This window comes from Bacillus sp. FSL L8-0358 (assembly GCF_038593095.1).
Classification (GTDB): domain Bacteria; phylum Bacillota; class Bacilli; order Bacillales; family Bacillaceae; genus Bacillus; species Bacillus subtilis.
The window spans coordinates 3,397,901-3,411,826 of sequence record NZ_CP151962.1 but is presented as its reverse complement, the minus strand read 5'-3'; the positions used below and the strand labels follow the sequence as shown (position 1 = coordinate 3,411,826).

14 protein-coding genes are annotated in these 13,926 nt (G+C 48.0%); 13 read left to right on the top strand and 1 reads right to left on the bottom strand.

The features are described from left to right. The first annotated feature begins 10 nt into the window (after nucleotides 1-10). Genes NYE49_RS17590 through NYE49_RS17535 form a run of 12 tightly spaced genes read left to right on the top strand, consistent with a single transcriptional unit; the run spans nucleotide 11 to nucleotide 12,291 of the window. Entirely contained in the window at nucleotides 11-1,156 is a 1,146-nt protein-coding gene (locus NYE49_RS17590) for a glycosyltransferase family 4 protein (protein WP_047183227.1), read from the top strand. Next, a complete protein-coding gene (epsE, locus tag NYE49_RS17585; RefSeq protein ID WP_047183226.1) occupies nucleotides 1,153-1,989 on the top strand; it encodes a glycosyltransferase EpsE in 837 nt (278 codons plus the stop codon). Before NYE49_RS17590 ends, epsE begins: the two co-directional genes overlap by 4 nt. Further along, nucleotides 1,982-3,136 (top strand): glycosyltransferase family 1 protein, encoded by a 1,155-nt coding sequence (locus NYE49_RS17580; RefSeq protein WP_047183225.1) that lies wholly within the window; start codon nucleotides 1,982-1,984, stop codon nucleotides 3,134-3,136. Before epsE ends, NYE49_RS17580 begins: the two co-directional genes overlap by 8 nt. Further along, complete coding sequence (epsG, locus tag NYE49_RS17575; RefSeq protein ID WP_015384700.1) at nucleotides 3,133-4,236, top strand: biofilm exopolysaccharide biosynthesis protein EpsG; 1,104 nt, start codon at nucleotides 3,133-3,135, stop codon at nucleotides 4,234-4,236. Before NYE49_RS17580 ends, epsG begins: the two co-directional genes overlap by 4 nt. A 24-nt stretch (nucleotides 4,237-4,260) precedes the next feature. Then, a complete protein-coding gene (locus NYE49_RS17570; RefSeq protein ID WP_015483722.1) occupies nucleotides 4,261-5,295 on the top strand; it encodes a glycosyltransferase family 2 protein in 1,035 nt (344 codons plus the stop codon). 4 nt (nucleotides 5,296-5,299) lie between these two features. Then, nucleotides 5,300-6,376 carry a polysaccharide pyruvyl transferase family protein gene (locus NYE49_RS17565; protein WP_047183224.1) on the top strand — a complete coding sequence of 359 codons (1,077 nt, stop codon included), beginning with the start codon at nucleotides 5,300-5,302 and terminating at the stop codon, nucleotides 6,374-6,376. Beyond that, nucleotides 6,373-7,407, top strand: coding sequence for a glycosyltransferase (locus tag NYE49_RS17560; protein ID WP_047183223.1), 1,035 nt, complete (start codon nucleotides 6,373-6,375; stop codon nucleotides 7,405-7,407). The genes NYE49_RS17565 and NYE49_RS17560 overlap by 4 nt, the downstream gene beginning before the upstream one ends. Next, the gene (locus NYE49_RS17555) at nucleotides 7,404-8,921 is read left to right on the top strand and encodes an MATE family efflux transporter (protein WP_015483720.1); all 1,518 of its coding nucleotides are present in this window, start codon (nucleotides 7,404-7,406) and stop codon (nucleotides 8,919-8,921) included. Before NYE49_RS17560 ends, NYE49_RS17555 begins: the two co-directional genes overlap by 4 nt. Further along, on the top strand, nucleotides 8,918-9,526 hold the full coding sequence (locus NYE49_RS17550; RefSeq protein WP_047183222.1) for a sugar transferase: 609 nt from the start codon (nucleotides 8,918-8,920) through the stop codon (nucleotides 9,524-9,526). Before NYE49_RS17555 ends, NYE49_RS17550 begins: the two co-directional genes overlap by 4 nt. Further along, on the top strand, nucleotides 9,523-10,173 hold the full coding sequence (locus NYE49_RS17545) for an acetyltransferase (RefSeq protein WP_014480944.1): 651 nt from the start codon (nucleotides 9,523-9,525) through the stop codon (nucleotides 10,171-10,173). The genes NYE49_RS17550 and NYE49_RS17545 overlap by 4 nt, the downstream gene beginning before the upstream one ends. Before the next feature lie 4 nt (nucleotides 10,174-10,177). Continuing rightward, nucleotides 10,178-11,344, top strand: a complete 1,167-nt coding sequence (locus tag NYE49_RS17540) for an aminotransferase class I/II-fold pyridoxal phosphate-dependent enzyme (protein ID WP_047183221.1) — start codon at nucleotides 10,178-10,180, stop codon at nucleotides 11,342-11,344. Further along, nucleotides 11,323-12,291, top strand: coding sequence for a polysaccharide pyruvyl transferase family protein (locus NYE49_RS17535; RefSeq protein WP_047183220.1), 969 nt, complete (start codon nucleotides 11,323-11,325; stop codon nucleotides 12,289-12,291). Before NYE49_RS17540 ends, NYE49_RS17535 begins: the two co-directional genes overlap by 22 nt. Before the next feature lie 9 nt (nucleotides 12,292-12,300). On the opposite strand, the gene yvfG is transcribed toward NYE49_RS17535, so the two are convergent. After that, entirely contained in the window at nucleotides 12,301-12,519 is a 219-nt protein-coding gene (gene yvfG / locus NYE49_RS17530) for a protein YvfG (protein WP_003219905.1), read from the bottom strand. 78 nt (nucleotides 12,520-12,597) lie between these two features. Here yvfG and rpoN point away from each other — a divergent pair, with 78 nt between their 5' ends. Further along, nucleotides 12,598-13,908 carry an RNA polymerase factor sigma-54 gene (rpoN, locus tag NYE49_RS17525; protein ID WP_041518055.1) on the top strand — a complete coding sequence of 437 codons (1,311 nt, stop codon included), beginning with the start codon at nucleotides 12,598-12,600 and terminating at the stop codon, nucleotides 13,906-13,908. The last annotated feature ends 18 nt before the right edge of the window (nucleotides 13,909-13,926 follow it).

Genomic DNA, 13,926 nt, shown 5'->3' with positions numbered 1-13,926 from the left:
GGGTGTGAAAATGACGAAAAAGATATTGTTTTGCGCGACTGTTGATTATCATTTTAAGGCCTTTCACCTCCCTTATTTTAAATGGTTCAAGCAAATGGGCTGGGAGGTTCATGTCGCCGCGAACGGACAAACCAAGCTGCCGTATGTGGATGAGAAATTCTCCATTCCGATTCGCAGGTCACCTTTTGACCCTCAGAACCTGGCCGTTTATAGGCAGCTGAAGAAAGTGATCGACACCTATGAATACGACATTGTCCATTGCCATACACCGGTCGGCGGTGTTCTCGCCAGACTGGCGGCGAGGCAGGCACGGCGGCACGGAACAAAGGTGCTGTACACAGCGCACGGATTTCACTTCTGCAAAGGAGCACCAATGAAAAATTGGCTTCTTTACTATCCGGTCGAGAAATGGCTTTCAGCATATACGGACTGTCTGATTACGATTAATGAAGAGGATTACACACGGGCGAAAGGACTTCAAAGGCCGGGCGGAAGGACGCAGAAAATTCACGGCATTGGTGTCAATACCGAGCGTTTCCGGCCTGTCAGTCCGATAGAGCAGCAAAGACTCAGAGAAAAGCACGGATTCCGTGAAGATGATTTTATATTGGTTTATCCGGCTGAGCTCAATCTGAACAAAAACCAGAAGCAGTTAATTGAAGCCGCAGCCTTGCTAAAAGAAAAAATTCCTTCGCTTCGCCTTGTGTTTGCCGGGGAAGGGGCCATGGAACAAACGTATCAAACGTTAGCTGAAAAGCTTGGCGCTTCCGCCAATGTCTGTTTTTACGGCTTTTGCAGCGACATACATGAGCTGATTCAGCTTGCGGATGTATCTGTCGCATCCAGCATTAGAGAGGGCCTCGGCATGAATGTGCTTGAGGGAATGGCGGCAGAAAAACCGGCGATCGCCACAGATAATCGCGGGCATCGGGAAATCATCCGCGACGGAAAAAACGGTTTTCTGATCAAAATCGGTGACAGTGCTGCTTTTGCCCGCCGGATTGAACAGCTTTACCATAAGCCGGTACTCTGCCGAAAGCTGGGACAGGAAGGCCGAAAAACAGCCTTGCGCTTCTCGGAGGCGCGAACGGTGGAAGAAATGGCAGATATTTATTCCGCCTACATGGATATGGATACAAAGGAGAAAAGCGTATGAACTCAGGACCGAAAGTTTCTGTCATTATGGGCATTTATAATTGCGAACGCACTTTGGCAGAAAGCATAGAATCCATACTCAGCCAATCCTATAAAAATTGGGAGCTGATTTTGTGCGACGATGCGTCAACAGACAGCACGCTCCGCATCGCGAAGCAGTATGCCGCTCATTACAGCGACCGCATCAAACTGATTCAAAACAAAACAAATAAGCGGCTTGCCGCATCATTAAATCATTGTCTTTCGCATGCGACAGGCGATTATATCGCACGTCAGGATGGAGATGACCTTTCGTTTCCGCGCCGTCTGGAAAAGCAGGTCGCGTTTTTAGAAAAGCACCGACATTATCAGGTGGTTGGCACCGGCATGCTTGTGTTTGATGAATTTGGCGTAAGAGGCACCCGCATTCTGCCTTCTGTTCCGGAGCCGGGCATCATGGCAAAAGGGACCCCATTTTGCCACGGCACGATTATGATGAGAGCGAGTGCCTACCGCAGTCTGAAAGGCTACCGGTCGGTGCGGCGGACGAGACGAATGGAAGATATTGATTTGTGGCTTCGCTTTTTTGAAGAGGGCTTCAGGGGCTATAATCTTCAGGAAGCCTTGTATAAAGTGAGGGAAGACAGCGATGCATTCAAACGGCGGTCATTTACGTATTCAATCGACAATGCCATTCTTGTCTATCAGGCGTGTAGACGCTTGAAGCTTCCTTTATCTGATTACATATATATCGCAAAACCGTTAATCCGCGCGTTTATGCCTGCAGCCGTGATGAATCGCTACCATAAAAAAAGAGTGATGAACCAAAAGGAAGGGCTTGTCAAGCATGAATAGCAGCCAAAAGCGCGTGCTCCATGTTCTCAGCGGCATGAACAGGGGCGGCGCGGAAACCATGGTAATGAATTTATATCGGAAGATGGACAAAAGCAAAGTGCAATTTGACTTTTTAACGCATCGAAATGATCCGTGCGCTTACGATGAAGAGATTTTATCTTTAGGCGGGCGGCTTTTTTATGTCCCGAGCATTGGGCAAAGCAATCCCCTTACATTTGTGAGGAATGTGAGAAACGCGATAAAAGAAAACGGGCCGTTCAGCGCCGTTCATGCGCACACGGATTTCCAAACGGGTTTTATCGCCCTTGCGGCAAGGCTCGCCGGAGTGCCGGTCAGGGTATGCCACTCCCACAATACGTCTTGGAAGACCGGCTTCAATTGGAAGGATCGCTTGCAGCTGATGGTGTTCAGGCGGCTCATTTTGGCAAATGCGACAGCGCTGTGTGCCTGCGGAGAGGATGCGGGCAGGTTTTTATTTGGACAGTCCAATATGGAGCGGGAGCGTGTTCACCTTCTTCCTAACGGGATTGACCTTGAGTTGTTCGCCCCAAATGGGCAGGCGGCTGATGAAGAAAAAGCAGCACGCGGCATTGCAGCCGACCGGCTCATCATTGGCCATGTGGCCCGGTTTCATGAAGTGAAAAACCACGCGTTCCTGCTGAAACTTGCCGCACATCTCAAAGAAAGAGGCGTTCGCTTTCAGCTCGTTCTGGCGGGAGACGGGCCGTTGCGCGGGGAGATAGAGGAGGAGGCGCGGCATCAGAATTTGCTTTCAGACGTCCTCTTTTTAGGCACGGAAGAACGGATCCATGAACTGATGCGAACATTCGATGTATTTGTCATGCCGTCTCTGTACGAAGGCTTGCCGGTTGTGCTTGTGGAAGCGCAGGCGTCGGGGCTTCCATGCATCATTTCAGACAGCATTACAGAAAAAGTCGACGCCGGTCTCGGGCTTGTCACAAGATTAAGCCTTTCTGAGCCGATCAGCGTCTGGGCTGAAACCATTGCGAGGGCGGCCGCCGCAGGCAGGCCGAAGCGTGAGTTCATCAAAGAAACACTCGCTCAACTTGGCTACGATGCACAGCAAAATGTAGGAGCGCTGCTGAATGTATACAACATCAGCACGGAAAAGGACCATAACCGATGATTGTATATGCCGTCAATATGGGGATTGTATTTATTTGGTCTTGGTTCGCTAAAATGTGCGGCGGCCGTGACGATTCGCTTGCCACGGGGTATCGGCCGAATAAGCTTTTGATCTGGATTCCGCTCGCTTCACTTGTGCTCGTGTCAGGTCTCCGCTATCGAGTCGGCACGGATTTTCAGACGTACACGCTGCTGTACGAATTGGCGGGCGATTATCAAAATGTGTGGCAGATATTCGGTTTCGGCACAGCAAAAACAGCGACAGATCCGGGGTTTACCGCACTCCTTTGGCTGATGAATTTCATCACGGAAGATCCTCAAATCATGTATTTTACGGTGGCGGTCGTGACCTACAGCTTTATTATGAAGACACTCGCCGACTATGGCAGGCCGTTTGAGCTGAGTGTCTTTTTATTTTTGGGAACCTTTCATTACTACGCGTCTTTTAACGGCATCAGGCAATACATGGTCGCAGCTGCTTTGTTTTGGGCGATCCGTTATATCATCAGCGGGAACTGGAAGCGATATTTCCTGATTGTGCTGGTCAGCTCGCTCTTTCATTCGTCGGCGCTAATTATGATTCCAGTGTACTTTATTGTCAGAAGAAAAGCCTGGTCACCGGCGATATTTGGCCTATCCGCTTTATTTCTCGGCATGACATTTTTATATCAAAAATTTATTTCTGTTTTTGTTGTTGTACTTGAAAACAGCTCATACAGCCATTATGAAAAATGGCTCATGACGAACACAAATGGAATGAATGTGATCAAAATCGCTGTTTTGGTTCTGCCGCTGTTTCTTGCATTTTGCTATAAAGAACGACTGCGGCGTCTATGGCCGCAAATCGATATTGTCGTAAATTTGTGCCTGCTTGGTTTTTTATTCGGCCTTTTGGCCACAAAGGACGTGATTTTTGCCAGATTCAATATTTATTTCGGTCTGTATCAAATGATCTTAGTCCCTTATTTCGTCAGGATATTTGATGAAAAATCGAATGCCCTTATCTATATTGCTATCATTGTTTGTTATTTTCTTTACAGTTATTTGCTTATGCCGGTTGATTCATCCGTTCTGCCTTACAGAACGATTTTTTCCCGGTAATTTATGCAAGAGGAGCCGGTCATTATGGAAACACCTGCGGTTAGTCTGCTAGTCGCTGTTTATAACACAGAAACATATATCAGAACGTGTCTCGAATCACTGCGGAACCAGACAGTGGACAATATAGAAATCATCATTGTTAATGACGGTTCAGCAGACGCCAGCCCGGATATCGCAGAAGAATACGCCAATATGGACAACAGGTTCAAGGTGATTCATCAAGAGAACCAGGGTCTCGGTGCGGTTCGGAATAAAGGCATTGAGGCAGCACGCGGCGAATTTATCGCGTTTATCGATTCAGACGATTGGATCGAACCTGATTATTGCGAGCAGATGCTCCGGGCAGCAGGCGATGAAACTGATCTGGTCATTTGCAATTACGCCGCAGAGTTTGAGGACACTGGCAAAACCATGGACTCAGACATTGCCCAAACCTATCAGGATCGGCCGAAGGAGCACTATATCAAGGCGTTATTCGAAGGGAAGGTCAGAGGGTTTTCATGGAACAAACTGTACAGAAGAAGCATGATTGAAGCCCATCGGCTATCGTTTCCGCTCCGAGGCGAGCTGGAGCATGTCGAGGATCAGTTTTTCAGCTTCAGGGCTCATTTTTTCGCCCGCTCAGTATCCTACGTAAAAACGCCGCTCTATCATTACCGAATTCACCTTTCCTCCATTGTGCAGCGCTATCAGAAAAAATTGTTTGAATCAGGACTTGCGCTGTATGAGGCGAATGCGGCGTTTTTACAGGAGAACAACAAACTGGAGGAGTATCGCAAGGAGCTTGATACCTTTATCGTTCTTCACAGCAGCATCTGTATGCTGAATGAATGGAAAACGAGCGGTAGCCGCCGGCTGTTTGAAAAGCTTAGAAATGTTGGCGTGATATGCGCGGACCCGGTGTTTCAAGAAAGTCTTTCAAAAACGGGTACTGCTCCTTTTGACGCAAAACGGTCATGCCTGCTTCTGATGGCGAAATACAGAATGATTCCGTTCGTCGCTATGGCATCGGCTGTGTATCAGCGGGTGATCGAGTACAAAATGAGAAACAGAGGGTGAGGACATGTCGTTACAATCGTTGAAAATCAATTTTGCAGAATGGCTGCTGCTAAAGGTCAAATACCCGTCCCAATATTGGCTGGGAGCGGCAGATCAGCCGGTAAAGGCCGCAGCACATCAGAAAAAAATCATACTGACCCTGCTGCCGTCCCATGACAATTTGGGAGATCATGCAATTGCTTATGCCAGCAAGGCATTTCTTGAGCAAGAATACTCGGACTTTGACATCGTCGAGGTCGATATGAAGGACATTTACAAATCAGCAAAAAGCCTGATCCGCTCGCGCCATCCGGAGGATATGGTCTTTATCATCGGCGGCGGAAACATGGGGGATTTATACCGTTATGAGGAGTGGACGCGCCGCTTCATCATTAACACATTCCATGACTATCGGGTTGTCCAGCTTCCGGCAACGGCCCATTTTTCTGACACGAAAAAAGGGCGCAAAGAGCTGAAACGGGCACAGAAAATTTATAATGCGCACCCCGGCTTGTTGCTGATGGCGCGGGATGAAACAACGTATCAATTTATGAAACAGCATTTTCAAGAAAAAACAATTTTGAAGCAGCCGGACATGGTGCTGTATTTAGACAGAAGCAAGGCCCCCGCAGAACGCGAAGGGGTTTATATGTGTTTGCGCGAGGATCAGGAAAGCGTGCTTCAGGAGGACCAGAGGAACCGGGTCAAGGCTGCGTTATTTGAGGAATTCGGCGAGATCAAATCCTTTACGACAACGATCGGGCGCCGGGTCAGCCGCGATACACGCGAACAAGAACTTGAAGCACTGTGGTCTAAGCTGCAAAGCGCAGAAGCCGTCGTCACTGACAGGCTTCATGGCATGATTTTTTGCGCGCTGACAGGAACGCCGTGTGTTGTCATTCGCTCCTTTGACCATAAAGTAATGGAGGGCTATCAATGGCTTAAAGACATCCCGTTCATGAAGCTGATAGAACATCCGGAGCCAGAGCGCGTAACAGCCGCAGTCAATGAGCTTTTAACAAAAGAAACACCCCGTGCAGGCTTTCAGAGAGATGTGTATTTTAAAGGTCTGCGTGACAAAATCAGCGGTGAAGCGCAATGACCCCGCTCGTCAGCATTATTGTCCCGATGTATAATGTTGAACCATTTATAGGGGAGTGCATTGATTCTTTGCTTTGCCAAACGCTTTCTGATATTGAAATCATCCTCGTGAATGACGGAACACCGGATCGTTCAGGCGAAATTGCAGAGGACTATGCACAACGGGATGCGAGAATCCGGGTCATTCATCAGGCAAACGGCGGGCTTAGTTCAGCGCGAAATACGGGAATAAAGGCCGCGCGGGGCACTTACATCGGCTTTGTAGACGGAGACGATTATGTATCATCCTCCATGTTCCAGAGGCTGGCTGAAGAAGCGGAGCAAAATCGGCTCGACATCGTCGGATGCGGTTTTTACAAGCAGTCATCGGACAGGCGGACATATGTGCCGCCGCAGCTTGAGGCAAACCGCGTGCTGACAAAACGAGAAATGACTGAACGGCTTAAACATGCTCACGAAACGAGATTTATCTGGTATGTATGGCGTTACCTTTACCGCCGTGAGCTTTTTGATAGGGCGAATCTGATGTTTGATGAAGACATCCGTTTTGCTGAAGACTCTCCCTTCAATTTGTCCGCTTTTTGCGAAGCGGAGCGGGTAAAAATGCTTGATGAAGGATTGTACATTTATCGTGAAAACCCGAACAGCCTGACAGAAATTCCTTATAAGCCGGCGATGGATGAACATCTTCAAAAACAATATCAGGCTAAAATCGCATTCTACAATCACTACGGCTTAGCAGGCGCATGCAAAGAAGATTTGAATGTGTACATTTGCAGGCACCAGCTTCCGATGCTTTTGGCAAATGCCTGTGCTTCTCCGAATTCGCCGAGAGACATCAAAAAGAAGATCAGACAGATTTTATCCTATGACATGGTGCGGCAGGCTGTCAGACATACACCGTTTCAGCATGAGAAATTATTAAGAGGAGAGCGTTTGGTATTAGCACTGTGTAAATGGCGGCTCACTTTTCTCATCAAGCTGTTTTTCGAGCAGCGGGGGACAATGAAAGGCAGTGCGAAGCAGGCATGAAATTCACGATAAATTTCAGTGCTAATCTCACGGCTTTTCTCTTGTCCGTTTTCCTGTCGGTTTGGATGACGCCTTTTATTGTCAAAACGCTCGGTGTGGAAGCGTTTGGCTTTGTTCACTTGACACAAAATGTGATTAATTACTTTTCGGTTATCACCGTGGCGCTCAGCTCGGTTGTCGTTCGGTTCTTTTCTGTTGCTGCCCACAGGGGAGAGCGGGAGAAAGCAAATGCGTATATCAGCAATTATTTAGCGGCCTCTGTTTTGATTTCATTGCTGCTCTTGCTGCCGCTTGCGGGTTCGGCTTTTTTTATTGACCGCGTCATGAATGTGCCGCAAGCGCTTTTGGCAGATGTGCGGTTGTCGATTTTGATCGGCAGTGTGCTGTTTATTTTAACATTTCTGATGGCCGGCTTCGGCGCTGCACCATTTTATGCCAACCGTCTTTATATCACCAGTTCCATTCAGGCGGTGCAAATGCTTATACGGGTGCTGTCTGTGCTGCTCCTGTTTGCATACTTTGCGCCGAAAATCTGGCAGATCCAGCTTGCAGCTTTAGCTGGTGCTGTTATTGCGTCTGTGCTGTCTTTCTATTTCTTCAAAAAGCTGATTCCATGGTTTTCGTTTCGTATGAAGGATCTTTCATTCCGCACTAGCAAGGAGCTGTTTCAAGCGGGCGCATGGAGCTCCGTCAATCAAATCGGCGTCCTGCTTTTTTTGCAGATTGATCTGTTAACCGCCAATTTGATGCTTGGGGCGTCCGCCTCCGGGAAATACGCGGCGATTATCCAGTTTCCGCTGCTTTTGCGCAGCTTGGCCGGAACGGTCGCATCCCTGTTTGCGCCTATCATGACTTCATATTATTCAAAAGGCGATATGGAAGGATTGATGAATTACGCAAATAAGGCAGTAAGGCTTAATGGTCTTTTGCTTGCACTTCCTGCTGCCTTATTGGGCGGATTGGCGGGGCCTTTTTTGACAATCTGGCTCGGACCGTCCTTTTCGTCGATAGCACCGCTTTTATTTATTCATGCCGGATACTTGGTTGTCAGCCTCGCCTTTATGCCGCTGTTTTATATATGGACCGCTTTTAATCAACAAAAAACACCGGCAATTGTTACCCTGCTGTTAGGTGCGGTGAATGTGGTGCTGGCGGTCACGCTGAGCGGGCCAGCTCATCTCGGTCTGTACGGCATAACATTGGCAGGGGCCATTTCTCTTATTTTAAAAAATGCCATCTTTACGCCGCTTTACGTATCCCGCATTACAGGCTACAAAAAGCACGTGTTCTTTAAAGGCATAATCGGGCCTCTTTCAGCCGCTGTATTTGCCTGGACGGTCTGTAAGACAATTCAGTTCGTTGTGAAGATTGACGGCTGGCCGTCACTGATAGCGACGGGAGTGGCAGTCAGCTTTTGCTACGCTGTTTTCGCTTTTATGCTCGTTTGTACAAAAGAGGAAAGACAGCTGGTATTAAAACGGTTTCGAAAAACGAAAGGAGCTGTGAATCTTTGATCCTGAAACGACTTTTTGATCTGACGGCCGCCATTTTTTTGTTGTGCTGTACGAGTGTGATCATTCTGTTCACCATCGCCGTTGTCAGGCTGAAAATAGGATCACCTGTCTTCTTTAAGCAAGTAAGGCCAGGCCTGAACGGCAAACCGTTCACCCTATACAAGTTCCGGACAATGACGGATGAACGGGACAGTGAGGGAAATCTGCTGCCCGATGAAGTCCGGCTGACGAAAACGGGCAGGCTGATCAGAAAGCTGAGCATTGATGAGCTTCCGCAGCTCCTGAATGTCCTGAAGGGCGATCTTAGCCTTGTCGGGCCGCGGCCGCTTTTGATGGACTATCTGCCTCTTTATACAGAAAAACAGGCACGGCGCCATGAGGTGAAGCCGGGTATCACAGGCTGGGCGCAAATCAATGGCAGAAACGCGATTTCCTGGGAAAAGAAATTTGAATTAGATGTTTGGTACGTTGACAACCGGTCATTTTTTCTCGATTTGAAAATTTTATGTTTGACGGTGCGAAAGGTCCTTGTTTCAGAAGGGATTCAGCAAACCAATCATGTGACCGCGGAACGGTTTACCGGAAGCGGAGATGTGTCCTCATGAAAAACGTGGCCATTGTGGGTGACGGCGGACACGGAAAGGTGATCAGAGAGCTGATAAACGCCCGCTCAGATACGCGCTTAGCCGCGGTGCTGGATGATAAATTCAAAACGTTCGAAGGCGGAAAAGAATGGTACACAGGACCGCCGGAAGCCGTTACTGAACTACGCAGGCTCATTCCTGATGTGCTGTTTCTGATTGCTGTTGGGAATAACAGTGTCAGAAAACAGCTGGCGGAGCGACTGGGACTGAGGAAAGATGATTTTATTACATTGATTCACCCGTCAGCCATCGTCAGCAGGTCGGCTGTCATTGGGGAAGGGACAGTAATTATGGCGGGCGCGATCATTCAGGCGGATGCGCGCATCGGCGCTCATTGCATCATCAATACGGGTGCAGTGGCAGAGCACGATAATCAAATCAGCGATTACGTTCATCTGTCCCCGCGTGTCACGCTGTCAGGAGCGGTTTCCGTTCAGGAAGGCGCTCACGTCGGAACTGGTGCATCCGTCATACCGCAGATCACAATCGGGGCTTGGAGCATTGTCGGAGCCGGCTCCGCGGTGATCCGTCCCATACCGGACAGGGTAACGGCGGCCGGTGCTCCGGCACGCATCATTTCTTCCATTCAAACATCAAACAAAGGATGATTCTATGCATAAAAAAATCTACTTATCTCCCCCTCATATGAGCGGCAGGGAGCAGCACTATATTTCAGAAGCCTTTCGCTCAAACTGGATTGCGCCGCTTGGGCCGCTCGTGAATTCATTTGAAGAACAGCTGGCAGAACGAGTCAGTGTAAAAGCAGCAGCTGCGGTCAGCTCAGGAACGGCGGCGATTCATCTCGCGCTGCGTTTACTCGAGGTAAAAGAAGGTGACAGCGTGTTTTGCCAGTCCTTCACATTTGTAGCAACCGCCAATCCGATTTTATATGAAAAAGCGGTGCCCGTCTTTATTGATTCTGAGCCTGATACGTGGAATATGTCGCCGACAGCCCTTGAAAGAGCATTGGAGGAAGCGAAAAGAAACGGAACACTGCCAAAAGCGGTTATTGCCGTCAATCTATATGGGCAGAGTGCGAAAATGGATGAAATCGTAAGCCTGTGTGATGCATACGGAGTTCCTGTCATTGAGGATGCAGCCGAATCTCTGGGTACACTCTATAAAGGGAAGCAAAGCGGAACTTTCGGGCGCTTCGGCATTTTTTCATTTAACGGGAACAAAATCATTACCACATCAGGGGGAGGGATGCTCGTTTCAAATGATGAAGCAGCAATTGAAAAAGCAAGATTTCTCGCTTCGCAGGCACGAGAGCCGGCTGTTCATTATCAGCACAGTGAAATGGGACATAATTACAGGCTAAGCAATATCTTAGCCGGCGTCGGCATTGCCCAGCTTGAGGTGCTGGATGAGCGTGTGGAGAAAAGAAGGACCATTTTCACGAGATACAAAAATGCGCTTGGTCTCATAGACGGCGTCCGCTTTATGCCGGAGTACGCAGCCGGCGTATCCAATCGCTGGCTCACCACGCTCACACTTGATAACGGGCTCAGCCCATATGACGTAGTTCAACGTCTTGCTGAAGAAAACATTGAAGCCCGTCCGCTGTGGAAGCCGCTCCATACCCAGCCGCTGTTCGATCCGGCTTTATTTTATTCTCATGAAGATACAGGAAGCGTATGCGAAGATTTGTTCAAGCGGGGAATCTGTCTCCCTTCAGGGTCAAATATGACAGAAGATGAGCAAGACCGGGTCATTGATGTGCTACTGCACTTATTCCAAACTGCCGAGGTGAAGAAATGGACAGCAAGCATTCGATGATCGGCCTGAAACAGAAACTGTCCGGGCTGCTCGACGTCATTCCGAAACAATCAGAGATTATATATGCTGACTATCCTCTATATGGGAATGTAGGGGATTTATTTATTATGAAAGGAACAGAAGCCTTCTTTAAAGAATACGGGATTCGGGTCAGAAAACGCTGGAATCCTGACAATTTTCCAGTCGGGCGAAAGCTGGATCCTAATCTCATCATCGTCTGCCAGGGAGGCGGAAACTTCGGGGATCTGTATCCGTATTATCAAGGCTTTAGAGAGAAAATCGTCCAAACCTATCCGAACCACAAAATTGTGATCCTGCCGCAATCGATTTATTTTCAAGACAAAGACAACCTCAAACGGACGGCAGAGATATTTTCTAAGCATGCGAACCTTCACATCATGACAAGGGAAAAAGCCTCCTATGCTACGGCGCAGGCTTATTTTACAAGAAATCACATTCAGCTTCTGCCTGATATGGCTCATCAGCTGTTTCCCGTCGTTCCCACGCAGCAGCCGTCCAATCAAAAGCTGAGATTTATCCGAACAGATCATGAAGCAAACCAGGCGCTCCAGGAACACGCAGAAGCGGAAAGCTACGACTGGCGCACGGTCCTGTCAGCTTCAGACCGCCGGACGATCGCTTTTCTCCAAACGCTGAACGTCCTGAACAAAAAAGCGGGCAACCCTCTGCCGATCGCGTTTATATGGGAAAAATACTCGGATTATATCGTCCAAAAAGCGATTCGGTTCTTCAGCCGTTACGAATCGGTGGAAACGTCAAGGCTGCACGGACACATCTTGTCCTCTCTTCTTCAAAAAGAAAATACGGTCATTGATAATTCCTATGGGAAAAACGCCAATTATTTTCATACCTGGATGGAAGGAGTGCCAAGCACCCGGCTCATCCAGAACGCCTCAAAGAAGGAAAACCTTCCTGCTCACATGTGAGCGGAAGGTTTATTTTGATTCTCCACGTTTGACTTTGTTGTATGCTTCATCTAAATGCTGAATCCGTTTCAGGACAACTGCGTTTTTCGTCAGCTGGTCCTGCACGAGTGTTGAGACGACGGAACGGTAGTAGCTGTTCATCGCGTGGATTTTATCCTCAGACTGATTCATTTCAATATGCTGTTTTAAATTCTCAATAAAATAAGGGACGGAAAAAAGTTCAGACATTTCTTTGGCAGCTCCTTTTTCATAAATGTATACGGTGTGATCTCAATCATGTACAATGAAGAAAGGGGAGTGAGCAAGATGGATATGAAACTTCAGCAAGTACAAGTATTAAAGCCTCAACTGACACAGGAGCTCAGGCAGGCCATCACGCTGCTTGGCTATCATTCGGCAGAACTCGCCGAGTACATTGATGAGCTCTCACTGGAAAACCCTCTTATTGAACGAAAGGAAACAGACACACCGCCACTATCTTACCATAAAACAAACAAAAACAGGATGAATGCACAGGAAGCGGGCCTTCAATTAAGTGATCCGCAAAAAACATTGCAGGATGCGTTAAAACAGCAGTCACTCGATATGAATCTGACAAACACTGAAAAAAAGATTTTTAATTATCTGATTCATTCGCTTGATTCAAACGGGTACTTGGAAGAAGATATAGAGGAGGCAGCACGGCGATTATCTGTATCGGCCAAGGAAGCGGAGGCTGTTTTGGCAAAACTCCAGTCATTAGAACCGGCTGGAATCGGCGCGAGATCTTTGCAGGAATGCATCCTTCTTCAATTACAGCGGCTGCCGAACAGAAATGAACAAGCGGAAATGCTGGTTTCAGCTCATTTTGATGCTTTTGCGCAAAAAAAATGGAAAGCGCTTTCAGTGGAGACAGGAATTCCGCTTCATACCATTCAAGATATCTCAGATGATATCGCGGCTCTTCATCCTAGACCTGGTCTTCTGTTTGCCCGGCCAGAGCAAGATGTGTATATTGAGCCTGACATTTTTATCACTGTAAAAAACGGGCACATCGCAGCGGAACTGAATACCCGCTCGTTTCCCGAGATCGATTTGCATCCGCAGTACAGAACGCTTTTATCATCCGGCTCTTGTCAGGATACTGTCTCCTATTTATCTGCGAAATATCAGGAGTGGCGCTGGCTGAGCCGCGCGCTGCGGCAGCGAAAACAGACAATCACGAGAATTATCAATGAACTGATCACACGCCAAAAGGATTTCTTTATGAAAGGGCGAAGCGCAATGAAGCCGCTGACTCTCAGAGAGGTGGCGGACTGTCTAAGCCTTCATGAATCAACTGTGAGCCGGGCCATTAAAGGGAAAACAATACAAACGCCTTACGGGCTGTTTGAGATGAAACTCTTTTTCTCAGCAAAAGCCGAGGCTTCTGGAGAGGGAGATGCGTCGAATTATGCAGTCAAAATGCATCTTGAAGACCTGATCAATCAAGAGGACAAAACAAAACCGCTTTCAGATCAAAAGCTTGTCGATTTGCTGTATGAACAACACGGCATCCAAATCTCGAGACGCACCGTGGCAAAATATCGCGATCAAATGAATATTCCGTCATCGGCAGCGAGAAAGCGATATAAATAAAATCCTCCCTAGACGGGA

What these genes read in the sequence shown, in the direction of transcription:
- NYE49_RS17590 (WP_047183227.1), top strand. Translation starts at nt 11, where the DNA reads ATGACGAAAAAGATATTGTTTTGCGCGACTGTTGATTATCATTTTAAG.
- epsE (WP_047183226.1), top strand. Translation starts at nt 1,153, where the DNA reads ATGAACTCAGGACCGAAAGTTTCTGTCATTATGGGCATTTATAATTGC.
- NYE49_RS17580 (WP_047183225.1), top strand. Translation starts at nt 1,982, where the DNA reads ATGAATAGCAGCCAAAAGCGCGTGCTCCATGTTCTCAGCGGCATGAAC.
- epsG (WP_015384700.1), top strand. Translation starts at nt 3,133, where the DNA reads ATGATTGTATATGCCGTCAATATGGGGATTGTATTTATTTGGTCTTGG.
- NYE49_RS17570 (WP_015483722.1), top strand. Translation starts at nt 4,261, where the DNA reads ATGGAAACACCTGCGGTTAGTCTGCTAGTCGCTGTTTATAACACAGAA.
- NYE49_RS17565 (WP_047183224.1), top strand. Translation starts at nt 5,300, where the DNA reads ATGTCGTTACAATCGTTGAAAATCAATTTTGCAGAATGGCTGCTGCTA.
- NYE49_RS17560 (WP_047183223.1), top strand. Translation starts at nt 6,373, where the DNA reads ATGACCCCGCTCGTCAGCATTATTGTCCCGATGTATAATGTTGAACCA.
- NYE49_RS17555 (WP_015483720.1), top strand. Translation starts at nt 7,404, where the DNA reads ATGAAATTCACGATAAATTTCAGTGCTAATCTCACGGCTTTTCTCTTG.
- NYE49_RS17545 (WP_014480944.1), top strand. Translation starts at nt 9,523, where the DNA reads ATGAAAAACGTGGCCATTGTGGGTGACGGCGGACACGGAAAGGTGATC.
- NYE49_RS17540 (WP_047183221.1), top strand. Translation starts at nt 10,178, where the DNA reads ATGCATAAAAAAATCTACTTATCTCCCCCTCATATGAGCGGCAGGGAG.
- NYE49_RS17535 (WP_047183220.1), top strand. Translation starts at nt 11,323, where the DNA reads ATGGACAGCAAGCATTCGATGATCGGCCTGAAACAGAAACTGTCCGGG.
- yvfG (WP_003219905.1), bottom strand. Translation starts at nt 12,519, where the DNA reads ATGTCTGAACTTTTTTCCGTCCCTTATTTTATTGAGAATTTAAAACAG.
- rpoN (WP_041518055.1), top strand. Translation starts at nt 12,598, where the DNA reads ATGGATATGAAACTTCAGCAAGTACAAGTATTAAAGCCTCAACTGACA.